Below are 23,614 nucleotides of genomic sequence, written 5' to 3' on the forward strand. Positions count from 1 at the left end.
ATTGGATGGCTGTGCCGTTGTATCAAGCCATAAACCGGGCAAGGATTTGCCGGCTTCTGGCGTCCAGCGCAAACATGTCTTCGACAATGAACTGCATGCCGTTTGCATGGGTCAGCACCAGGCGACTACCACCCAGTCGTCGAATGCTTTCATCCGTGGGTAACTCAAACTTGCAGGGCCCTTTGTCGGTTTCCAAGGTCCAGATGCTTGGCGTGGAGTACGTGGACACCGAAGTAATTCGCAGCACCGAGGGCCTGAACTCCCGCACAGCAAGGTACTCTTTCGCCACTGCTTGTGAGTCGGCGTCCAGTTGATCAAGCCGGTCCAGCCAGGCCAGTTCCTTGCTGTACTCATCCACAATTGAAATACTTTCGTCAGGCGCGGAAAAAGGAAATGCCAGCACCGGCATGACTTGGTCTGCCACCAGTGCATTGCCTTTGTACAAGGCCAACTTGCCTTGAGTTGATTCACGCAATCGCCATTCATTCATATTGGGCTTGCTCCTGCTTCAGTTTTTCCTGGGTCTGGTGCAAATGCCAAAAATGCGACTTCGCTGCCAGCAATTCATCGTGCGGCCCCTCTTCTACCACCTTGCCACGGTCCATTACCACAATGCGGTCGGCTTTGCGCAACGTTGAAAGTCTGTGTGCAATCGCAATGGTTGTCCTGCCCTGCACCAGGTTGTCCAAGGCTTTCTGGATCTCCTTTTCTGTTTGAGAATCAACCGAGCTGGTGGCTTCGTCCAGAATGAGGATTTTCGGATCAATTAGCAGTGCGCGTGCAATCGAAATGCGCTGGCGCTCACCGCCCGACAAACTTTGACCACGCTCACCGACCAAAGAATCGTACCCATGCTGCAGTCGCAAAATAAATTCGTGCGCGTGTGCCAATCGAGCCGCTGCGATAATTTCTTCACGGGTGGCATCGGGGCGTCCATACGCAATGTTTTCTGCAATGGTGCCGAAAAACAAATACGGCTCTTGCAATACCAAACCAATGTTGCGGCGATAACTTCCCATCTCGATCTGGCGAATATCAATACCGTCGGCCAATACAGCGCCATCGCTCACATCGTAAAAACGACACAGCAAATTCACCAAAGTGGATTTACCCGAACCACTGTGACCCACCAAGCCAACCATCTCACCCTGCTTGACCTTCAGGCTGACACCGTCGAGCACTTGCCTGCTGCCATAGCGGAAGGACACATTGCGCAATTCCAGCTCACCTTTGAGCTGATCGATTTTCACCGGGTTTTCAGCTTCCGGCACAGAGGACTTGTAATCGAGAATGTCAAAAATTCGCTTGGAGCCAGCTGCCGCTTTTTGGGTCACTGACACAATTCGGCTCATGGAATCGAGCCGCGTATAAAAACGACCTATGTAAGCCAGAAACGCCGTGAGCACACCCACGGTGATGTCGTTGTTCATGATCATCCAAATGCCCGAGGCCCAAATCACCAAAATACCCAACTCGGTCAACAAGCTAACCGTGGGTGCAAACAGTGACCAGGTTTTGTTGATTCGGTCGTTCACCTCCAGGTTACGGGTATTGGCTTTCAGGAAGCGATCCGACTCCCTGCGTTCCTGAGCGAAAGCCTTCACAACGCGAATACCGGGAATGGTATCGGTAAGAATGTTGGTGACTTCTCCCCACACTCGATCCACTTTCTCAAACCCAGTGCGCAATTTTTCACGCACCAGGTGGATCATCCAGGCAATCACCGGCAAAGGCAGCAAAGTCAGCAAAGCCAGCTCAAAATCAATGTTCATCAAGATGACGGCGGTCATCACAATCATGATGACATCGGTGATGAAATCGAGGGCATGCAGCGAAAGGAACAAATTGATTCGATCGGTTTCAGCACTGACACGCGCAATTAAATCGCCGGTGCGTTTTGCGCTGAAATAATCAAGCGACAAACTCATCAAGTGGTTAAATGTGGTGGTTCTTAAATCGGAACCGATTCGCTCAGAAACCAAAGCCAACAAATAGGTTCTGGCCCAGCTCAGCACCGCAGCCACCACGGAGGAAATTAACAAAGCACTCAAATAAAATGTGGCCAGCTCGGTATTCATGGGTTGGCCATTCTGGAATGGAATCAGTACCTCGTCCATGAGCGGCATGGAAAGATAGGGCGCCACAAGTGTTGCCGCAGTGGAAAGCAAAGTCAAAACCAGCCCGGCAAACAGACGCCAGCGATAGGGGTGCGCAAACTGCCACAAACGCAACAAGGCACGAGAGGACACTGGCTCGTCAAAACCGGCCTCGTCCAACTCATCTTCGGCGAGCAAACGTGGCACTGGATGCTGAATTTGGGCAGTGTGCGCCATGCCCTGCTCAAATTCGCGCACAGCGGTTTCAAGCAGCTCAACGAATTCTTCAAGTGCGCGATGCAAACTGAAGCTTGCGTAGAAATAAAATACCTGCCCGGAGTCAACCTGAATCAAGACCGTTGAAAGACCGGAATGATCAGACATCGAAATTTTTTCAATGCTCGCGAAAGGTGCTTTGAAAACAGGCGCCTGCGAGTCCCTGTCTACCACAATTAATTCATGGGCGTTAAAGGCTACTAGGCTGCGAGAAAACTCACGCCGAGTATTCATGTCAGCGACAAACACCGCTTGGGTTGGCGTGTTTGCGGCCCATACCTCTGAAAGTCGTTGTACTTCGTTTTCAGACGGTGAAAATCCAACGATTTTCAATGAGATTACCCCCTCAGTTCGCGAATTCGCTGATGTTACACCACTATTTCCAGCGACACGGAGTTAACATTGATCGAAAATCCAATCCTAGAAAACAAACCTGCCGGCACTCAGCTTATGACGCAAAAACGCCTTGAAATACTCCGAACCATGTGGCTTGATGGCCCAAATATCTGGACCTATCGAAGTTGTATCGAGGCGTTGGTGGACATACAGGAACTGGAACAGTTTCCATCCAACTTGCTGCCAGGCTTTTACGAGCGATTAACGGCTTTGCTACCCGGTTTGGTTGACCACCGCTGCGGAATTGGTGAACCAGGCGGTTTTCTGCTGCGCGTGCGCGAGGGCACCTATGCTGCGCACATGCTCGAACACATCGTCATTGAACTACACACCCAGGCCGGGCTTGAGGTCGGTTTCGGCAAAGCCCGAATGACCAGCAAAGACGGTGTTTACAAAATGGTGTTTCGCACCCCCGATCCTGTTGTCGGCATGGCTTGCCTGGAGGCCGGTGTGCGGCTGTTACACGCTGCCATTGAGGGCACCGAGTACGACTTACAAGCCGAGCTGAAAGTGATCAAACGTCACTGTGACATGCATGGCCTGGGACCAAGTACCCAACATATTCTAGACGCCGCCTATGAACGGCGCATTCCTATCGTTCGCCTGAACGATGGCAACCTGGTTCAATTGGGCCATGGAAACAAACAACAGCGAATCTGGACAGCTGAAACGTCGAAAACATCGGCAATTGCTGAGGGCATTGCCGCTGACAAGGACTTGTGCAAGGAATTGCTGGCTCAATGTGGCGTGCCGGTTCCCGAGGGTGCGTTTGCAAAGACAGCCGAACGCGCGTGGGAAATTGCGCAGGAAATCGGCTTGCCTGTGGTGGTTAAACCAGTGGATGGTAACCAGGGCCGCGGGGTTTCACTTGAGCTGGACAAACAGGAAGACATACAAAAAGCCTGGGCACTGGCTTATGAAGAAAGCTACAGCGGCGTAATTGTAGAGAAATTCATACGGGGTGTGGAGCACCGTGTGCTGGTGGTCAACTACCAAATCGCCGCAGTTTCGCGTGGAGAGCTGGTCAGCGTGAAAGGCGATGGCCAATCTACACTGCAAAATTTGATCGATCTGCAAATTAATGCCGATCCACGGCGCGGTGAAACAGAAATCACGCCACTTAAAACAATCCGCATTGCCTCAAACCCTGTGGTGACGCTGGAAGTTCAGCGACAAGGCTATCAAGCCGATTCGATCATTCCCCTCGACAAACAGGTCATCATCGAGCGAAACAGCAACGCCTCTGAAGATGTGACCGATTTGATTCACCCTGAAATTGCGCGACTGTGTTGCATGGCTGCGCGTGTTGTTGGGCTGGACGTGGCGGGTATCGACCTGGTGTGTGAGCACATTGACCAGTCCCCCAAAGGGCAATCGCTGGCTGTGGTCGAAGTCAATGCTGGCCCTGGGCTGCTAATGCACATCAAACCCGCCAGGGGGCAGGCACGCAACGTGGGCAAACCCATTATTGAGTCGCTGTTCCCCGGTGATGCGAATGGTCGAATTCCCACCATTTCTTACTCGGGCGGCAAGGAAATCGATGGTTTCGGCCCCGAACTCACCGAAATTCTTGAAGACCAGGGCCACAAAGTAGGCTTGGCCTGCGACCAGGGTTTGGTCATGAACGGTCGCACCATTAACAAAGCACCTTCAGCCAACTGGCAATCGGGTCGAAATTGCCTGATCAACAAGAACCTTGACACACTGGTCATGCAGGTCAAAGCCAGCACAATTTTATCGGAAGGCCTGCCTTTTGACCGATCAAGCCTGGCGGTCATTACCAGCATGGGTTCAATGGATGGGCTGAACGAATGGGACATTCTCACCAAAGAGCAGCACTTCAATGTGATGCGCACGTTGGTGGACCTGGTGCTGGCTAGTGGTCACGCCGTGGTGAATGCAGACGAAGTCAGCCTGTTACCCTTGAAAGACCTGTGCGATGGAAAGGTAATCTGGATCAGCAACAGCGCTGACAACCCAATTGTTACCGAACATGTCAAAAATGGCGGTATGGCAGTGATTTATCAAAGCGAGAACATCCATTTCATGGGTCCCCGGGCGGAAGCCGAACAAAGAAGTCCCATACCCCTGAGACAGCCCCCTGTGAATTTAACCAAGGCACTGGCTCTGGCTGCTGCGGGCTGGGCGATGGATGTGCCCCACCACCTGCTGCGCGCCGATCTTCGGCAGCGCTATTGACCCCATGCCGATGCACACAACAGGTTGAAAAATTATGAAAATTGAACGCATTCGCGCCTTGCGCGGCCCCAATTTGTGGAGCAAAAACACCAGCATGGAAGCCTTGGTGTTTTGTGAAGAAAATGAACGCTTGTACGATCGGTTCGCCAACATTGAAATGCGGGTACGCAGCGCTCTGCCCGGCATTGGTTCACTGCGGGCCACCGGGTTCGAACAAAGCAATATTGCACTGGCTCACATTTTAAGCCGTGCCGCCCTGCGCTTTCAGGTTGAGGCCGGCTCGCAGGTCACCTTCGCCCATGTGGCCGACAACATCACCACAGGGTACTTTCGGGTGGTGGTACAGTACGAAGAAGAAGAATTGGCGCGTGCTGCCTTTGAAGAAGCTCACCAACTTATCCTGGCTGCACTGGCCGGGCAAGACTTCGACGCGAAATCAGCCATTGAACGGTTGAAAGAGGCTTTTGAGGACTGCAAACTTGGACCAAGTACCGGCTCAATTGTCAATGCAGCCTTGCGCCGGGGCATTCCCATTCGCCGCCTGACACAGGGCAGCCTTGTGCAATTGGGCTGGGGCTCAAAAGCACGCCGAATCCAGGCTGCGGAAACAGACACCACCTGCGCCATTTCTGAAGAAATTGCGCAAGACAAGGACCTGACCAAAACAATTTTGTCTGCCGCGGGTATTCCAACCCCCAAGGGCAAGCTGGTCAAAACTTTCGAGGAAGCGCTAGAGGCGTTTCGCGAACTGACCCAAACCACCAAAAAAGGGGTGGTGATCAAGCCCAGCGACGGCAACCAAGGCAAAGGCGTAACCGTCAATATTGTCGATGAAGAACATTTGCGCGTTGCATTTGATGCCGCCAAAAAACACGGCAGTGGTGTACCCATTGTGGAGGAATTCATTCCTGGCCATGACTATCGCTTTCTCGTGGTGGGAGACAAACTGGTGGCCGCAGCACGTCGCGAGCCTCCATCTGTAGTGGGCGACGGCGTCAATTCAATTGCGCAACTCATTGAAATCGAAAACTGCAACCCACTGCGCGGCGAGGGCCACGGCAGTGCGCTGAGCAAACTTCGGCTCGATGAAATCGCAATAGCCCGGATCAAGAAACAGGGTTTCACTGCTGAAGCAGTACCCGGGCAAGGTGTTCGAGTCGTACTGCGCAACAATGCAAACCTGAGTACCGGCGGCAGCGCAACCGATGTCACCGACAACGTGCACCCCGCCATGGCAGAAATGGTCATTCAAGCCGCACAACAAATCGGCATTGAAGTGTGCGGCGTTGATGTCGTGTGCGAACGCGTAGATGAATCACTTGAAGCCCAAGGTGGTGGCATTGTGGAATTGAATGCAGCGCCTGGCTTGCGCATGCACCTGGAACCCTCGATTGGCAAGGGCCGCGATGTCGGCGCAGCAGTCATCGATCTGATGTTCAAGAAAGACGAAAACGGTCGAATTCCAGTGGTGGCGGTGACCGGCACCAATGGAAAAACCACCACCGTTCGCCTGATTGAACAAATTTTGCGCTATCACAACCTGCGTGTCGGCTTTACGGGCACCGAGGGTGTTGTCGTGAATGGTCACCTAATTGACACAGGCGATTGCAGTGGCCCGAAAAGTGCCCACAAAGTTTTGGTTCACCCCGAAGCAGACGCTGCGGTGCTTGAATGCGCACGTGGTGGCATGTTGCGTGAAGGCCTGGGCTTTGACATGTGCGACGTAGGCATAGTGACCAACATTGGCGAAGGTGATCACCTTGGCCTGAACTTTATTGACAGCGTGGAAGACCTAGCCTTGCTGAAAAGCGTGCTGGTGCAAAACGTAGCCCCGGAAGGGCTTGCCGTGCTGAATGCCGATGACCGACATGCCGCCAACATGGCCAAGCTGACACCGGGCCGCGTGCTGTTTTTCACCAGCAACCCCGACAATCCGATTGTTGCTGCACACAAAGCCAAAGGCCGCCCCGTGATTATTCACGATGGTCGGGTCATCAATATCAGCTATGACGACACCGAGAAAACCATCGACCTGATGGATGTGCCATTGACCAACAATGGTTTATTCACCTTCCAGGTGCAAAACGTGATGTGCGCTGTTGCTGCAGCATTGGCCCTGAATGTGCCTTTAAACACCATCCGTGCAGCACTGGGCAGTTTTCAGTCAACGCCCGACACCGTCCCTGGTCGCTTTAACTTTTTCAAGCACAAAGGTGGCTCAGTGATTGCCGATTACGGCCACAATCCCGATGCGGTCTCTACTTTGGTGAACACACTGAAAAACATACCTGCGATCAAACGCACGGTGGTGATTAGTGCTGCAGGCGATCGCCGCGACCAGGACATTATCGAACAGGGTCGATTGGTGGGCGGCTTTTTCGATCACATTATTTTGTATGAGGACGCCTGCCAGCGTGGTCGCCCAGACGGTGAAACTCTCGCCCTGCTGCAGCAAGGCATTGCCCAATCCAGCAGCGATAAAAAACAATCGGTGGTGGAGGTGCGCGGTGAATTCAAAGCCATCCAGATGGCACTGGATGAAACCGCACCGGATCACCTGGTGCTGGTGTTGATCGACCAGGTGAATGAAGCACTGCAGTACCTGCAAGGCAACACAAGCGGCGAAGCCGAAGCCACGCGCGCTGCAGTTTAAATACCAAGCCGCTTTAACATGCGGTGAAAATTACCGGAATCGAGCCCCAGTTGTCTGGCGGCTGCGGCTCGATTGTCATCGGTTTGCTTCAGCACCTGCTGAATCAAGTTTCTTGAAAACTCATCCACGGCATCGCGATAATCCATGCCACCCATCGGGGTACTCATTGCAATGTCTGGGTGACGATGAAGCCGAACATGTTCCTGCCCTGCTTCGGTCAAAAGGTCCAGGTGCTCAAGCTCCACGGTCACCATGGGGCCCGCTTCATCCCGGCGTGCCTTCAACGCTGCGCGCCCCAATGTGTGCTCAAGCTCTCGCACATTACCCGGCCAGTTGTAACGCTTTAAGGCCGCTTCGCAACCACGACCCAAACGAAGATTTCGCAACCCCAACCGACTGCGGTTTTGTTCCAGAAAATAACCGGCCAGCAACACCACGTCGTCGCCCCGCTCACGCAAAGGGGGAATGTGCAAAGGGTAAGCACACAAACGGTGATACAGATCAGCCCTGAAGCGCCCTGCTTTCACCTCGGCAGACAAATCGCGATTGCTGGCCGCAACAATGCGAACATCAACCCGATGCTCCCTGTCGCTGCCCACACGCTGCACTTGCCCGCTTTGGAGCACCCGAAGCAGCTTGGCCTGCGCAGAGGCACTTAACTCGCCCACCTCATCCAGAAACAAGGTGCCCTCGTTGGCCAATTCAAACTTGCCCTGGCGATCGCGCTCAGCCCCGGAAAACGCACCCTTAACATGACCAAACAACTCGCTTTCAATCAACTGGTCAGGCAAAGCTGCGCAATTAATCACCACCAAGGGTAAATTGGCGCGACTCGACATGGCATGCAGAGCCTGCGCAACCAATTCTTTGCCTACACCGGTTTCGCCATGAATCAGTACTGCCAACTGACTACTGGCAACGGTCAAAATTTCATGCTTTAGATCGCGAATGGGTTTGCTGTCGCCAATCATTTCCCGGCGAGACAATTGAACGCCCTCCAGTGCCTGCAAAGCATTGCCATTGCCCTGACTCAGCTTCAAGTTGGTCAAGGTTCGCTCGTTCAATTCAGCCAAATGCACCACAGCCTCGCCCAAGCGGGCGAACATGGCCATGGCCCGCTCAACTTTGACGTCGAACACCCCTGCCTTCAAAGAATCAAGGGTAATCGCACCCCACAACTTGCCATTGACATGCAGGGCACAACCCATGCAATCGTGCACAGTCAAATCCCCCGCATGCACCCCTTCCAGCAGACCATCGTAGGGATCAGGCAGCGTGGACTTGTTTGGAAAATGAGTGACCCCCCGGTAAGTGACAATCGCATTTAAGCGGGGATGCTCATTCAATTCAAAGCGGCGCCCCAGGCTATCCGGCGTCAAACCCCGAACGACCAGTGGCTTTAAGGCCGAGCCTTCCTTTTTTAGCAAGGCACACGCGTTGCCCGGCAATGCCGCTGCCAATGAATTCACATAACGTGCATACCGGGTCTGCGGATCCAGGTCAGCGCCCAAGTCCTCGATCACCGCCATCACAAAACTGGACATTTCCATATATTGTCACTTTAACAATTATTGTGTTATTAACAATAATAGTACATTGTTTTTAGCACAATCTTTTGAAATATTTAACAAATCCATAATTATCAATTAATTATATTAATCAATAGCTTAAAAAAATTTTAACGTCTGGCATGGATCTTGATAGTACTTGTCACCGAGAAGCATGTGTCAATTTACAATCACGCGAAAAAGGAACATCAACATGTCAGTGAGCACCGAACAAAAACAATGGATCAAGGCAACCATTCCCGCACTTGAACAGGGCGGCGAGGCCTTGACCACGCACTTTTACAAACTGATGTTCAGCAAATACCCGGTTACAGCCACTTTTTTCAATCCGGCTCACCAGCAAAAAGGCACCCAACCGCGTGCACTGGCCAATGCGGTACTGGCTTATGCAAAGCACATTGATAACCCAGCCGTGCTGATGGGTGCGGTTACCCTGATCGTGAACAAACACGTGGCACTGGGCGTTAAGGCCGAGCACTATCCTATCGTGGGCGAATGCCTGCTGCAGGCCATGAAAGAAGTACTGGGTGCAGCAGCCACCCCCGAAATTATCGACGCCTGGGCAGCCGCATACGGCCAACTGGCCGATATTTTAATTAATGCAGAAGCCAACCTGTATGCCAAACAAGCCATGTCCGCTGGAGGGTGGGAGGGGCAACGCGCTTTCAGAATTGCCGCGAAAGAGCAAGAAAGCGAACTGGTCACATCTTTTTACCTGAAACCGGTGGACGGCAAAGAGATCATGACCTTCAAGCCAGGGCAATACATTACCCTGCACTTGAATATCAATGACACAAGCATCATGCGCAACTATTCCCTGTCTGACTCACCCAATGGGGAGCACTACCGAATCTCGGTAAAACGCGAAGAAGGTGGCATGGTGTCCAACCACCTTCACAATGAATTTGCTGTGGGCGACACCGTGCAACTCAGCCCGCCCTGTGGCGAGTTTGTACTCGATGACAGCAAAGACCCACTGGTGTTGATTACCGCAGGCGTGGGGCTGACACCCGCCATTGCCATGCTCAAAGCTGTTGCCGGCCAGCGCGAGATTCGATTCATTCATGCCTGCAAGAACGTAGCGCAGCACTCATTCAAGAATCTGACTGAGCAATTGAAGGCTCAACACAGCAATATCACCACCGAGTATGTTTATGAAAATCAGCATGGCTTGATCAAAGCCCAAACCATTGAAAACAACCTGCCCAACAATGCACAAGTTTACTTTTTGGGACCAGTTGGTTTCATGGGTGCAGTGAAAAGCATGCTCGGAAAACTGGGCGTGCCTGCCGACCGTCAGCATTTTGAGTTTTTCGGCCCTGCGCAAGCCATTTGATTGATTTGAGGAACTAAGCCGACAAGCCTTTGGCTTTGCCAGAGGCTTGAGCCTGCACAAACTCCAGCAACTCATCAATTTGAAACGATTTGTCGAAAAAAGCCTTGGCACCAAGGCTTAAGCACCGGTGCCGTATGACCAAATTGGAGTAGTTGGAAAACACCACAATATTAACCGGGTGCGGATTCATCTCCAGACTTTGCTGGAGGTTCTTCAACACACCCAGCCCGGTACCTGATTCCAATTCCAAATCAACGATTGCCAAATCAGCGCATTCATTCCGTATTGTCGCAAGTGCCGCTTCCTCGGACTCCACACTTGCAATAACCTGCACACTGGGAATTTCACACAGCATCGCCTGCAACATGGTCTGCAACTCGATCGAGTCTTCAACCACCAGCACACGCAAGGGGAGCTGATCCATACAGTTTTGTTTCATGGCAGACACCTGAAACGCCCCGCCAGCGAGAAGGCCGGCGAGGCATCATGACAGCCCGTTAAGACTTGGGCTTCAACTCAATCAAATTGGAGACAGCTTTCACGCCCTCCACCTGCTTGGCCAACGCTTCGGCACGATCAATCTCGGCCTCGGTTTTGGCTTCGCCTGACAACACCACCACGCCTTGCTTGGTTTCCACATGAACACGCAAAGCGCTTACTGTTTTGTCCTCAGCGTGTTTTGCTTTCACCTTGGTGGTAATGGTGGCATCGTCCACATACTGCCCTACGGCTTTCAGGGGCTCTTTACCCTGCTCTGCTGCATAGACTGGGCTCAACGCAGACAAAGCAATACCAGAAGCAATCAAAGTTTGTGTGATCAATGTTTTCATAGTTGTACTCCTTCAAAGTGTTTGAACTGACTACTTTCAAGAAATCAAGATCAAAGGTATGTATTGATCAGGCTTCATGCGTTCAATACTACTGAGGGGCAAAACTGAGATCTGTCCGACAAGGACGATTCAATTGTAGGAATAGTCTGGCCTCAATGATTTACAACCCCAAAAGGAATACACAGATGATTCGATTGGCCATTGTTGATGATCATGCCATTGTGCGCGCTGGCTTTCGCGAAATGCTGAATGAAGAATTGGGAATGTCCATTCAGTTCGAAGCCGCATGCGCCGAAGAAGCAAAAACATTGCTTGGACAACACCCCTGCGACGTACTCATGCTCGACTTGTCACTGCCTGATCAAAACGGCATCGACCTGCTTCGAACCGTGAAACAACGCCACGATGAAACACAGGTATTAATTATTAGCAGCTTTTCGGAAGACCGGTACGCCCTGCCCATGATTCGCAGTGGCGCAAGCGGCTATTTGTGCAAGGACTGCGATCGCAACGACCTGATCAATGCAATACACACCGTTGCACAGGGTCGCCGCTACATTTCTGCCAACACGGCCGAACTGCTTGCCCGTGAAGTGATGGGAGAAGCAGAAAAAACCGCTCATGAACAATTGTCGGAGCGCGAAATGCAGGTGTTCATTCGACTGGCGAAAGGCGAAAGCGTGTCACAGATCGCCGAGGCACTTCATCTTAGTGTGAAAACAGTCAGCACCTATCGGTCCAGGTTGCTTGAGAAACTGAGTGTTGGCAGCAATGCCGAACTTGCGACTTATGCCCACCAGCATGGATTAATCTTTGCCTGAACACATGCCTTTGATCATGGGTAGATGTACTTTGATCCGGGTTCCTTGACCCGGGCTCGAGCTTAACAGCAACTTTCCATTGAACATTTGGGCACGGTGTTTCATTCCGGCAATGCCGTGACCATGCAATTCAATGTCTTGGGTATCAAATCCAACACCGTTGTCTCGAATACTCAGGCACACCTCACCCGCCTCCTCACTCAAACTCAGCCACACCCGGCTGGCCTTCGCGTATTTTCGAATGTTGTTCAGCGACTCTTGTGCCACGCGAAACAATGCCAAAGACTGTTCAGCATTCAGATTCAATTCACGATCCGGGAAACTCATTTCAATCGGCAAATCAATTTCAAATTGCTGCCCAAGTGAGCGCAGTGCCTCGACCAACCCCAAACCTTTCAGCAAGGGGGGTTGTAAATCGTCCACCAAGCGGCGCGTCAGCGTAATGGTGCTGCCTATATTCTCGATCAAGCGCAATAAGCGCTCTTGCACATCGTCTGCCAATTGCCCGCCTAGCGAACGGCGTAGCCAGCCAGCGTCCATTTTTGCTGCAGTCAGTGCAGACCCCATTTCATCGTGCAACTCACGGGCAATGTGCTGGCGCTCCTCCTCTTGCGCAGTGGTCAGGTTGCTGGCCAGGTTAGTCAACTCCAGTGTGCGCGCCGACACCTTCGCTTCAAGGCGATTGTTTTCGGTTTTCAACAGCTCCTGAATGCGGGCCCGCAGGGCCACCTGCCTTTGCTGCACCACAAACAAACCAACAATCAACAACAGGGACGCAATACCCAAGGCATAGCCCACATACTGAATTTTGTCGGCTCTTGCCAAATACATGTTCTCAAGGTCCTGATGAGCCTTTTCCCGCCGCGCTTTCAGTATCGCGAGTCGAACACGAATTTGGTCCATCAGTTGTTTGCCAAGTTCCCCGTGCTCCTCCGACAAAGCCACTGGTGCCTTGCCTTGGCTCAACATTTCGCCCAGATACTGAAACTTCGCCTCAACCAGGCGCTTCAAAGCCTGCAAGTCTGCATGATCATCTGAACCTGGTGGAATATCAAAATTCATGGAAGCCATCAACGGCTCCAGTCGGGCTGCGGTGCTGCGGTAGGGCTCAAGATAAACGTCGTTGCGCATCAGCAGGAACGACAAGGCACTGGCCTCGGCATCCACCAGCAAAACCCACAACTGATCAAGGCGATCAATTCTTTTTTGATTGATTTCGGCCATGGCCATCACCTCGGCATTCATTCTGGAATGGGTGTAGGTGATGCCCAACAAGGCCAGCACCATGGCGCAACCAAAGATGAAAAGCCAATAGGGACGACCATGCCGAATCTGGCTTCGCACGGATCGAATTGACGAGTGAACAGAATTATTCAAACAGACCTTTAAAGACGCACAAAGGCCACTTCTCAGGTGGCCCGGCTTTGATTCAACCCAAGCGTTTCAAATAACTACGGCCTGGATTTAATCAAGTTCACGACAAAAGTAATTGCCGCAAGCACAATGAAAATGAAAAACAATACTTTTGCAATTTCCACCGCACCGGCCGCAATACCACCAAATCCAAACAAAGCAGCGATTAATGCAATTACAAAAAACACAACTGCGTAGTGCAACATGATCAACTCCTTGGGGGTTTAGTTGGTTGACGCTTTACAGTAAACGCCTTAAGTGGAAAAGTAGGTCAGCTTTTGCCGAAGAAGTTGTGAGCAATGTCCTACAAGCTGGCAAAACACGCCTCTATTTTCTGGTTTGCCGCCTGAAGAATAGGTTAAATTAAATACAGATCATCCCGTAACAAAAGGATCATCGTGATTCTTGTCATCGCAAACCCAAAAGCTGGCTATCTCAAAACACGCAATTCCAGCGGCAGCCTTGCGGAAATTCACCGCATTCTGGGCAATGCCGGACATGTGGCATTGACTCAAAATGCACAAGAACTAGAACAGGCCCTACTTGCCTACCAAAGCAGTCCACCCACTGTAATTGTGCCTTTTGGTGGGGATGGCACCGTGTCTGCGGTTTTGGGTGCAGCGGCCAAAGTGTGGGGGGAACAGGCGATTCCGCCAATTTTTCCCTTGCATGCAGGCACCATGAACATGATCGCCTGGGACGTGTATCCAAAAACAGCGCCGCTAAAAGCACTGCGCTGGTTGGTTGAACACCAGGCAAACGCCCTTTTACACAGCACACCGCGCTACCCCGTTAAAACCTCGGGCGAACAATACGGATTTGTATTTGGTTTCGGCGTCACGGTGAACTTCATGCACGCCTATTACAGCCTGGGCAGTGGCCCTGTTGCTGCCGCCAAACTCTTGGCCAAAATTGCCTGGGGAATTATTCGCCGAAGCGAATTTGTAGACAGGCTTTTTTCAACAGTTAAAGGGCAGCAAATCCGCAACAGCGCAGCACCACAGCAATTTGCCTGGCAGGCCTGCCTTGCGCTGAGCATTAAGTGTTTACCACTTCGATTTCGTGTATCCACCAGCGGCGGGCCACAGGCCCAACAAGACATGTGCCTGATCGCAGGCGTACCCAACAAACTTGCGCTTGTGTTGAACCTGTTGAGAATCTGGTTCGGGAGCATGCCAGCCAGCATCGGCGTCGAGCGCAGCACCATTTCCAGCATTGAATTTCAGTTTGACGCGCCAACAGCATGGCAACTCGACGGCGATGTGCACCCGCCTGTGAATTCAATTCAGATCAGCAGTGCCCCTGCTGTTCAATTTGTGGCCATGGAATAAAAAAAGGGATCCCAAGCGGGATCCCTTTTTCATTCTGGCGGAGACGAGAGGATTTGAACCTCCGATACCCTTTTGGGGTATGCTCCCTTAGCAGGGGAGTGCCTTCGACCACTCGGCCACGTCTCCAGAAGGCCGAATTATACACGGTTTCGGCCAAAATGTTGAATGCAGGCGCAAATCGCTTTCACACAACTTGCGCCACATTCATGTCATGCAAAGTCCCGGTTCAAGCCGCTTCTTTTTCAAGGCCAAAAGCCTTGTGAAGTGCACGAACCGCCAACTCCATGTACTTGTCATCGATCAACACCGACACCTTGATTTCCGAAGTAGAAATCATCTGGATGTTAATGCCCTCTTCTGACAAGGTTTTGAACATCAAGCTGGCCACGCCAACATGCGAGCGCATGCCAATGCCCACAATCGACACCTTGCACACATTCGTGTCGCCGGCCACTTCACGTGCACCCACGCTGCCTTGAATCTTGTTTTTCAACAAGTCCATGGTTTTGTTGAATTCATTGCGGTGTACGGTGAAGGTGAAATCGGTGGTGCCATCCGAACCCTGGTTCTGAATGATCATGTCCACATCAATATTGGCCTCAGCAACCTGACCCAGAATTTGGTAAGCCACACCGGGCTTGTCGGGCACGCCACGAATGGTCACTTTTGCTTCATCACGGTTGAAAGCGATACCGGAAACAACGGCCTGTTCCATATGTTCATCATCCTCAAAAGTAATCAGCGTGCCGGAAACCTTTTCTTCGTCCAGCGACATCATTGGATCGGTCAGGCTGGAAAGCACTCGGGTAGGCACACGGTACTTGCCGGCAAATTCCACTGAACGAATTTGCAGAACCTTGGAGCCCAAAGAGGCCATTTCCAGCATTTCTTCAAAAGACACCACACGCATGCGGCGCGCCTCAGGCACCACACGGGGGTCGGTGGTGTACACACCATCGACATCGGTGTAAATCAGGCACTCTGCCGCACCCATGGCTGCAGCAATGGCCACAGCCGACGTGTCTGAGCCACCACGGCCCAACGTGGTTTGGTTACCGGCATCATCAATACCCTGAAAGCCCGTGATGATCACAACCTTCCCGGCATTCAATGCAGCTTTCACGCGTGTGTCGTCAATCGACTCAATGCGTGCCTTGGTGTGGCTGCTGTCGGTTTTGATGGGCACTTGCCAACCAGAGAAACTGATTGCATCCAGACCCTCTGCTTTCAAAGCCATGGCCAACAAAGCCACAGACGCCTGCTCACCAGTGCAACACAGCATGTCGAGTTCACGGGGATCAGGCTCAGCCTGAATTTCCTTGGCCAGGCCAATCAAGCGGTTGGTTTCGCCAGACATAGCCGACGGCACAACCACCATTTGAAAACCTGCGCGGTGCCATTTGGCGACACGCTTGGCTACATTCTTGATACGTTCTGTGGACCCCATGGAGGTGCCACCGTATTTATGTACTATCAGTGACATAGTCAGATCGCCCTGCACAAATAAAAAGCGCGAACCATTTCGCGCTTTTAAATCAATCAGTTGAACATTTTACCTGAAATTCCCGCTGCACTTATTGATTCGCGGAATAACCCAGATTCATTTGCAAGCCAGCCGACTCCAGCACCTCCGGGTGCTTGCGCATGTACTCAAGCCGATCCAGATACTCTGTGGTGACGTCGCCGGTGATGTACGAGCCATCAAAACAACTTGCGTCAAAGGTTTGAATTTTGGGATTCAAATCACGCACAGCGCGTTTCATGTCGGCGATGTCTTGATAAAACAAGGCATCGGCACCAATCTCCGCACAAATTTCCTCATCGGTCCGGCCCGACGCAATCAGTTCATCACGCGTGGGCATGTCGATACCGTAAACGTTGGGGAAACGCACAGGGGGCGCAGCCGACGCAAAAATCACCTTCTTGGCACCCGCTTCACGGGCCATTTGTACAATCTCGCGGCTTGTGGTGCCGCGCACAATCGAATCATCAACCAAAAGCACGGTTTTGCCTTTGAACTCAACGGAAATTGCATTCAACTTTTGGCGCACGCTTTTCTTGCGAACCGCCTGGCCGGGCATGATAAAGGTACGACCGATATAACGGTTCTTGATAAACCCTTCCCGGTAAGGCACGCCCAATTGATTCGCCAACTCCAAAGCTGCGGGGCGGCTTGAATCAGGAATGGGCATGACTACATCAATTTCACCGGCAGGCATGCCTTTGCGAATTTGATCGGCCAGGTATTCACCCATTTTCACGCGGGCTTCGTACACGCTAATGCCGTCCATCACTGAATCGGGGCGCGCCAAATACACATACTCAAAAATACAGGGGTTCAGTGACGATTTCTCGGCACACTGCTGCGCATGAAGCTTGCCGTCGAGATCTACGAATACGGCCTCGCCCGGATCAATGTCGCGCACAAACTCAAAACCCATACCGACCAGCGCCACAGATTCCGATGCAAACATGTACTCGGTGCCCTGCTCTGTTTCAGCCTTGCCCAAAGCCAGCGGGCGAATACCAAACGGGTCACGGAAGGCCAGCAAACCGTAGCCTGCAATTTGAGCCACACAGGCATAGGCACCACGCGCACGGGCATGAACGCCAGCAACAGCACGGAAAATAGTGACTGGATCAAGCGAGTAGCCCGATGCATTCGATTGAAGCTCGTGGGCCAGTACATTCAACAGCACTTCGGAATCGGAATTTGTATTGATGTGGCGACGATCGTTCTTGAACAGCTCGGCTTTCAAACGCTCGCTGTTGGTCAAGTTGCCGTTGTGGGCCAACACCAAACCATAAGGCGCATTCACGTAGAAAGGCTGTGCTTCATCGGAGCTGGCTGCAGAACCCGCAGTGGGGTAACGCACATGACCAATGCCCATATTGCCAGGCAATGACCGCATATTGCGGGTGCGGAATACATCGCGCACCAAGCCGTTACCTTTGGACATCGAGAACGAATTGCTGTGCGCCGTGGCAATACCTGCGGCATCTTGACCGCGGTGTTGCAACAACAGCAAGCTGTCGTAAAGAATTTGATTAACAGGAGAAAAACCGGCAATACCGACAATCCCGCACATTGAAAGCTCCTAGTAGCGCACCCATTTGCCCACACTTTCAGGCAAATGCGGCTTGATTTCTCTCATCGCATCTACCGCCAAGGGGGACAACATGGCGTTTCGCCAAAATGGCTGTTCCGGAAGCGAGGTAAACCCAGCCCCAGTAACCAGCACCAACACAATAAATAAACCACGCGCGAAGCCGAACGTAGCACCCAGGCCACGGTCCGCAAAACCCAAACCTGCTGCAGCAACAATTTTGCCCAACAATGAAATCAGAATGGCACCCACCAACATGGTTGCAAAAAACGCAGCAGCGCAGCCAATAAGGGCTTTCATGGGAGGGCTCAGCGATTCCGCCCAGTCCATGTACACCGCCAAATCCGCGCCATAGCGGTTTGCAACCCAGAAAGCCAACACCCAGTTGGCCAGGGAAAGCACTTCTTTGACCATGCCCCTGAACACACCCAAAATGACCGACAGCACCACCACGGCAATGACGATGTAATCAAATATCGTCACTGCACCACTCTCCCGGAGGAGTAACCAGCAGCAGCCAGCTTGGCCTTGGTTTCATCCGCCTTGGTTTGACCCGCGATTGGGCCAACCCTGACCCGGTACACGGTGCCGTCGGCAGTGCTGGTGGACTCCACCTTGGCAGGAAAACCCTTGCCACTCAATTCTTTGCTCAATGCATCCGCACGAAGCTTGTCGCTGACCGCTGTCACCTGCACCCAAAACACCTCGGCTTTTGCAAAAGCCGCGATGGGGTCCTCAACCTTAGGTTCCACCTTAGGTTCCACTTTGGCCTCTGGCTTAGGTTCCACCTTAGGCTCTACCTTAGGTTCCACCTTCGGTGTTGGCTTTGGCGCTGCCTTGGGCTCGGACATGACGGGGGGTGGCTCTACAGCGGGTGCAACGGGCGCAATGGCCACGGCTTGCTCCTGAGTAGACTGAGGTGCTTCTATTTTGGGTGACTCGGGTACCTGGGCAGCTTGCGCAGGAATTTCAGCTGAGGGACGATCAGGTACCACCAGCTCAACGTCGCTGCTGGTTTGGGAAGGTTCATTTTCCACCAATGCGGGAACGATGATAATGGCCGCCAGAAAAAGTGCTATGGAGCCTACCAATCGCCTTCTGGATCTGCGTTTTAACTCATCAACTGGATCGTTGTTGACTTTGTTCCTGGCAGTAGAACGCGAATTTGAACTCACCTGCACTCCTGAAAAAAATTAACCGGGACGTTTTCGAAGCGCTTCTTTGGCTTGCATGGCTTGCGCCACAACCAGGAAGGATCCAAAAACCAGAATTCTATCATTGGGCGGCACTGCAGAAGTGACCACCGCATACGCTTGACTCACACTCTCGTAGCTCTGCACACTTTTTTCAGGTGGCTGCTTCGCAATACCGCCTTTGGCCAATGCCTGGGAATTGGCCACCCAGTCAAAAGCCGCTGAATCCACACCAGCCAGTTCAAGCTGCTGCTTCAACTGCGCAGTGCTGCGACCACGATCGCCTTGCAGCGGCACCAAATGCCAATGGTCGACCCTGTCTTTCAACGCTTTGACCACCTCCACTGCATCTTTATCGGCCAGCATCCCGAAAATACAATGGGTGTAGGGGAAAAAACCCATGTTGTCGAGGCTTTCACGCAAATGCGCAGCTGCATGCGGATTGTGTCCAACGTCTAAAACAACAGTGGGTTGACCCGGCAACACTTGAAAACGCCCCGGCCATTCCACCAAAAGAAACCCCTGACGAATGGATTGCGCAGGAACCGGCAAGCGATCGCGAACCGACTCAAGCGCAGCCAGCGCAGCCGAGGCATTCAACAATTGATTGGTGCCACGCAATGCTGGATAAGCCAAAGCGGCACGGCGCATGCTGCGACCACCATAGGCCCACTGCTGCTTGTCGCCACCGTAGTTGTAATCGCGGGCAAACAACCACAAATCAGCACCGATTGCGTTGGCGTGGTCAATCACGCTTTGGGGCGGTTTGGGGTCGCCCACAATCGCGGGTTTGCCGGCACGGAAAATTCCCGCCTTCTCGCGACCAATGCTTTCGCGGTCTGGCCCCAGAAAGGCTTGGTGATCAATGTCAACGCTGGTACATATCGCGCAATCCGCATCAAAAATATTGACCGCATCAAGTCGCCCGCCCAAGCCCACTTCCAGAATTACAGCATCCAGCTCAAGGCGAGAAAACACCAGGGCGACCGCGAGCGTGGTGAATTCAAAGTAAGTCAGGGAAATGCCGGTTGCCGTGCGAGCCAGCTCCACCTGCTCAAAGGCTGAAATCAACTCGGGCTCAGCCACCTCTTGCCCATCGATTCGTGCCCGCTCGGTAAAGCGAATCAAGTGGGGCGAAGTGTACATGCCCACCTTGTAACCCGCCTGAATCAGAATACTTTCCAACATGGCACAAGTGGACCCTTTGCCATTGGTCCCCGCCACAGTGAACACGACCCCGTTCAACACAAAACCCATGTGCTGCTGAACCACCTTCAGGCGGTCCAGACCCATGTCGATCGGCTTGCTGTGTATCAATTCCAGATAGGCGAGCCACTCGGTAAGCGTGGCGTTGGCTGCTGGTTTTGCGGGTTTCTGTTCGGGTACTGCTTGAGTCATAAGTGTTCAGGCGGCCTGATCAATCTGTTTTTTCAACAACAGCGCCAAAAGGCTGGCCAAGGTTTTTTTCATTTCACGGCGATCCACGATGCAGTCTACTGCACCCTTTTCCATCAGGAATTCAGCGCGCTGAAAACCTTCCGGTAGTGTTTGGCGCACAGTTTGTTCAATCACGCGGGGCCCGGCAAAACCGATCAACGCTTTGGGTTCTGCAACCACCACATCGCCGAGAAAGGCGAAGCTTGCCGACACGCCACCCATGGTTGGGTCGGTCAACACGGAAATGTAAGGGAGTTTGGCTTGGCTAAGTTTGGCCAACATGGCTGAGGTTTTCGCCATTTGCATGAGCGAACCCAAACCTTCTTGCATGCGGGCACCACCAGAAGCAGCAATGCTGATGAACGGCACATTGGCATCTAGCGCAGCCTGTACGCCACGGCAGAAGCGCTCACCGACCACCGAACCCATCGAGCCACCCATGAAATCAAATTCAAAGCAGGCAATCACCACTTCCATGCCGTTCATGGTGCCTTTCTGCACCACCAGGGCATCGGTTTCACTGGTAGATTCCTTGGCTTCATTCAAACGCGCTGTGTAGCTTTTGCTGTCCTTGAATTTCAAGGTGTCCATGGGCAGCACTTCCTGACCAATTTCCACACGCTCATCGTTGTCGAACAACAAATTCAAACGCTCACGCGAACCAATGCGCATGTGGTAGGTGCACGAGGGACACACCATGGCGTTGCTCACCAAGTCGTTTTGGTACAGCACCGCATCACAGCTTTTGCACTTCGCCCAAATGCCCTCCGGCACGCTTTTTTTGGCAGCGTCGCCGGGAGTTTTCGACGAAATACGTGGTGGAATAATTTTGTCAAACCAACTCATACACTTTCCCTTGCTGAGGTATTTTTATTTTGAGCCGAACTTTGAATCAAGCGCGGCACGAATCGGGGCAATAAACTTGCCCGCCAAAGCGGCTGCCTCTTGTGGGCTGCCTGCTTCCAGAGTTTGTATCAAGGCTGAACCAATCACCACTGCATCGGCAGACTCGGCCACGCGGCATGCTGATTCAGCATCGCGAATGCCAAAGCCAACGCCCACAGGCACGTTGGTGAATTTGCGGATGATAGGCAATTTGGAGCTGACTTCAGCCGCATTCAGATTCTGCGCACCCGTCACACCCTTCAGTGAGACGTAATACACATAACCACTTGCCACTTTGGCCACTTTTTCAATGCGTTCATCCGACGAAGTGGGTGCCAGCAAAAAAATCGGATCCAGTTCAGCTGCCCGAAGAAACTTGGAGAACTCGATCGATTCTTCTGGTGGATAATCCACCACAAGCACACCGTCTACCCCAGCCTTTTTGGCTTCAGCCACATACTTTTCAACACCCATGCGTTCGATGGGGTTCGCATAACCCATCAACACAATGGGTGTGTGTTGGTTGGTTTGGCGAAACTCGGCCACGTAATCAAGAATTTTGCGTGAAGTAACGCCTTTTTCCAGCGCGCGCTCGCTGGAACGCTGAATCACAGGGCCATCGGCCATGGGGTCAGAAAAAGGAACACCCAACTCAATAACGTCAGAACCTGCGTTGGCCAAGGCATGCAACATGGCCACGGTTTGACCAGGATCAGGATCACCACCGGTGACAAAGGGAATTAAACCCTTGCGCCCTTCTTCTTTTAACTTCGCGAAAACTGCTTTGATTCTTGACATGGTGTGTTGTAAAAATTATTTCTTGTTGCAGGCCATTTCTGCGCCTGTTTTGCAATCGGGGTGGCAGTAAAACTCGGCACCACTCAGGCGCGCCACAGTGTGCATGTCCTTGTCGCCGCGGCCTGACAAATTCACCAGAATCACCTGGTCTTTCGGCAGGGTTTTGGCCAGTTTGGCAGCATGGGCAAGTGCGTGGCTGCTTTCCAGCGCGGGAATAATACCTTCAATGCGACAGCACTGGTGGAAAGCCTCCAAGGCTTCCGCATCGGTAATTCCCACGTATTCTGCTCGGCCAGAATCTTTCAACCATGCATGTTCGGGACCCACGCCGGGATAATCCAGGCCGGCAGACACAGAGTGGGTTTCAGTGATTTGACCGTCGTCACTTTGCAGCAAATAGGTGCGGTTACCGTGCAACACACCAGGTGTGCCAGCACTCAGTGATGCGGCATGCTTGCCGGTTTCAATGCCCTCGCCCGCAGCTTCAACACCCACCAGTTTCACACCCTCTACATTCAAATAGGGGTGAAAAATACCCATGGCGTTTGACCCGCCACCCACACAAGCCAGTACGTAATCAGGCTGCTTGCCCACCATGGCTGGCATTTGCTGAATACATTCCCGGCCAATCACGCTTTGAAAATCGCGAACCAACATGGGATAAGGGTGCGGACCGGCCACTGTGCCAATGATGTAAAACGTGTCTTCCACGTTGGTAACCCAGTCGCGCATGGCTTCATTCAATGCGTCTTTCAGGGTTTTGGAGCCTGAAGTCACCGGAATGACTTCGGCTCCCAGCAATTTCATGCGAAACACGTTCTGTGCCTGTCGGGCTACATCTTCCTGCCCCATGTACACCACACACTTCATGCCATAACGCGCTGCCACGGTGGCAGTGGCCACACCGTGCTGACCCGCGCCAGTCTCGGCGATTACGCGGGGCTTGCCCATGCGCTTGGCCAACATGGCCTGCCCAATGCAGTTGTTTACCTTGTGCGCACCCGTGTGGTTCAGGTCTTCGCGCTTAAAATAAATTTGCGCACCGCCAACCAGATCAGACCAACGCTTGGCGTGGTAAATGGGGCTGGGGCGACCTACAAAATACTTCAACTCACTTTCAAATTCTGCCAAAAACTCTGGATCGTTTTGATAATGTGCGTAAACGCTTTTGAGTTCTTCAAGGGCGTGAACCAGGGTTTCAGATACGAAGGTGCCGCCGTAGGGGCCGAAATGGCCTGTAGCGTCTGGAAATTCATAGGGTTTGTTCATGATGCT

Annotated in this window: 20 protein-coding genes and 1 tRNA gene; 5 read left to right on the forward strand and 16 right to left on the reverse strand. The window is 52.5% G+C overall.

Annotated features, from left to right (window positions below; genetic code table 11):
• Positions 1-22 precede the first annotated feature (22 nt).
• Together FRIGORI9N_RS10565 and FRIGORI9N_RS10570 are read right to left on the reverse strand one after the other, a co-directional pair.
• Positions 23-490, reverse strand: coding sequence for a DUF1854 domain-containing protein (locus FRIGORI9N_RS10565; RefSeq protein ID WP_159570567.1), 468 nt, complete (start codon positions 488-490; stop codon positions 23-25).
• Positions 483-2,606: an ABC transporter ATP-binding protein gene (locus FRIGORI9N_RS10570; protein ID WP_159571793.1), complete on the reverse strand. Its 2,124-nt coding sequence runs from the start codon at positions 2,604-2,606 to the stop codon at positions 483-485. The genes FRIGORI9N_RS10565 and FRIGORI9N_RS10570 overlap by 8 nt, the downstream gene beginning before the upstream one ends.
• A gap of 216 nt (positions 2,607-2,822) precedes the next feature.
• Here FRIGORI9N_RS10570 and FRIGORI9N_RS10575 point away from each other — a divergent pair, with 216 nt between their 5' ends.
• Positions 2,823-4,967, forward strand: coding sequence for an ATP-grasp domain-containing protein (locus tag FRIGORI9N_RS10575; RefSeq protein WP_159570570.1), 2,145 nt, complete (start codon positions 2,823-2,825; stop codon positions 4,965-4,967).
• A 34-nt stretch (positions 4,968-5,001) separates the two neighbouring features.
• Positions 5,002-7,620: a cyanophycin synthetase gene (gene cphA, locus FRIGORI9N_RS10580; RefSeq protein ID WP_159570573.1), complete on the forward strand. Its 2,619-nt coding sequence runs from the start codon at positions 5,002-5,004 to the stop codon at positions 7,618-7,620.
• Here the strand turns inward: cphA and norR are convergent.
• Complete coding sequence (gene norR, locus FRIGORI9N_RS10585) at positions 7,617-9,170, reverse strand: nitric oxide reductase transcriptional regulator NorR (protein ID WP_236550869.1); 1,554 nt, start codon at positions 9,168-9,170, stop codon at positions 7,617-7,619. The genes cphA and norR overlap by 4 nt on opposite strands.
• A 211-nt stretch (positions 9,171-9,381) precedes the next feature.
• On the opposite strand from norR, the gene hmpA reads away from it, so the two are divergent.
• Complete coding sequence (hmpA, locus tag FRIGORI9N_RS10590; RefSeq protein WP_236550870.1) at positions 9,382-10,524, forward strand: NO-inducible flavohemoprotein; 1,143 nt, start codon at positions 9,382-9,384, stop codon at positions 10,522-10,524.
• 13 nt (positions 10,525-10,537) lie between these two features.
• Here the strand turns inward: hmpA and FRIGORI9N_RS10595 are convergent, their stop codons facing one another.
• Together FRIGORI9N_RS10595 and FRIGORI9N_RS10600 are read right to left on the reverse strand one after the other, a co-directional pair.
• Entirely contained in the window at positions 10,538-10,963 is a 426-nt protein-coding gene (locus tag FRIGORI9N_RS10595) for a response regulator (protein ID WP_159570579.1), read from the reverse strand.
• Positions 10,964-11,021: 58 nt separating this feature from the next.
• Positions 11,022-11,354, reverse strand: coding sequence for a BON domain-containing protein (locus tag FRIGORI9N_RS10600; RefSeq protein WP_159570582.1), 333 nt, complete (start codon positions 11,352-11,354; stop codon positions 11,022-11,024).
• A 185-nt stretch (positions 11,355-11,539) separates the two neighbouring features.
• On the opposite strand from FRIGORI9N_RS10600, the gene FRIGORI9N_RS10605 reads away from it, so the two are divergent.
• On the forward strand, positions 11,540-12,175 hold the full coding sequence (locus FRIGORI9N_RS10605; protein ID WP_159570585.1) for a response regulator transcription factor: 636 nt from the start codon (positions 11,540-11,542) through the stop codon (positions 12,173-12,175).
• Here the strand turns inward: FRIGORI9N_RS10605 and FRIGORI9N_RS10610 are convergent.
• Together FRIGORI9N_RS10610 and FRIGORI9N_RS10615 are read right to left on the reverse strand one after the other, a co-directional pair.
• On the reverse strand, positions 12,161-13,552 hold the full coding sequence (locus FRIGORI9N_RS10610; protein ID WP_159570588.1) for an ATP-binding protein: 1,392 nt from the start codon (positions 13,550-13,552) through the stop codon (positions 12,161-12,163). The genes FRIGORI9N_RS10605 and FRIGORI9N_RS10610 overlap by 15 nt on opposite strands.
• A gap of 74 nt (positions 13,553-13,626) precedes the next feature.
• Positions 13,627-13,794, reverse strand: a complete 168-nt coding sequence (locus FRIGORI9N_RS10615) for a DUF1328 domain-containing protein (RefSeq protein ID WP_138518522.1) — start codon at positions 13,792-13,794, stop codon at positions 13,627-13,629.
• Positions 13,795-13,986: 192 nt separating this feature from the next.
• Between FRIGORI9N_RS10615 and FRIGORI9N_RS10620 the strand changes: the two genes are divergently transcribed.
• Positions 13,987-14,919, forward strand: coding sequence for a diacylglycerol kinase family protein (locus tag FRIGORI9N_RS10620; protein ID WP_159570591.1), 933 nt, complete (start codon positions 13,987-13,989; stop codon positions 14,917-14,919).
• Between the two features lie 35 nt (positions 14,920-14,954).
• Here FRIGORI9N_RS10620 and FRIGORI9N_RS10625 read toward each other — a convergent pair.
• From FRIGORI9N_RS10625 to trpB, 9 genes are all read right to left on the reverse strand, one after another.
• Positions 14,955-15,045, reverse strand: a tRNA-Ser gene (locus FRIGORI9N_RS10625).
• Between the two features lie 100 nt (positions 15,046-15,145).
• Complete coding sequence (locus FRIGORI9N_RS10630; protein ID WP_159570594.1) at positions 15,146-16,402, reverse strand: aspartate kinase; 1,257 nt, start codon at positions 16,400-16,402, stop codon at positions 15,146-15,148.
• Positions 16,403-16,493: 91 nt separating this feature from the next.
• Positions 16,494-18,008 (reverse strand): amidophosphoribosyltransferase, encoded by a 1,515-nt coding sequence (gene purF / locus FRIGORI9N_RS10635; protein WP_159570597.1) that lies wholly within the window; start codon positions 18,006-18,008, stop codon positions 16,494-16,496.
• 9 nt (positions 18,009-18,017) lie between these two features.
• Entirely contained in the window at positions 18,018-18,509 is a 492-nt protein-coding gene (locus tag FRIGORI9N_RS10640) for a CvpA family protein (RefSeq protein WP_159570600.1), read from the reverse strand.
• On the reverse strand, positions 18,506-19,201 hold the full coding sequence (locus FRIGORI9N_RS15535; protein ID WP_159570602.1) for an SPOR domain-containing protein: 696 nt from the start codon (positions 19,199-19,201) through the stop codon (positions 18,506-18,508). Before FRIGORI9N_RS15535 ends, FRIGORI9N_RS10640 begins: the two co-directional genes overlap by 4 nt.
• An 18-nt stretch (positions 19,202-19,219) precedes the next feature.
• Positions 19,220-20,617 (reverse strand): bifunctional tetrahydrofolate synthase/dihydrofolate synthase, encoded by a 1,398-nt coding sequence (folC, locus tag FRIGORI9N_RS10650; protein WP_159570605.1) that lies wholly within the window; start codon positions 20,615-20,617, stop codon positions 19,220-19,222.
• A gap of 6 nt (positions 20,618-20,623) precedes the next feature.
• Positions 20,624-21,502, reverse strand: coding sequence for an acetyl-CoA carboxylase, carboxyltransferase subunit beta (gene accD / locus FRIGORI9N_RS10655; RefSeq protein ID WP_159570608.1), 879 nt, complete (start codon positions 21,500-21,502; stop codon positions 20,624-20,626).
• 24 nt (positions 21,503-21,526) lie between these two features.
• Positions 21,527-22,339, reverse strand: a complete 813-nt coding sequence (gene trpA, locus FRIGORI9N_RS10660; RefSeq protein WP_159570611.1) for a tryptophan synthase subunit alpha — start codon at positions 22,337-22,339, stop codon at positions 21,527-21,529.
• 15 nt (positions 22,340-22,354) lie between these two features.
• Positions 22,355-23,608: a tryptophan synthase subunit beta gene (gene trpB, locus FRIGORI9N_RS10665; protein WP_159570614.1), complete on the reverse strand. Its 1,254-nt coding sequence runs from the start codon at positions 23,606-23,608 to the stop codon at positions 22,355-22,357.
• Positions 23,609-23,614: the final 6 nt, after the last annotated feature.

It is taken from the genome of Limnobacter sp. 130 (genome assembly GCF_902506325.1).
In the GTDB taxonomy this organism is placed as follows: domain Bacteria; phylum Pseudomonadota; class Gammaproteobacteria; order Burkholderiales; family Burkholderiaceae_B; genus Limnobacter.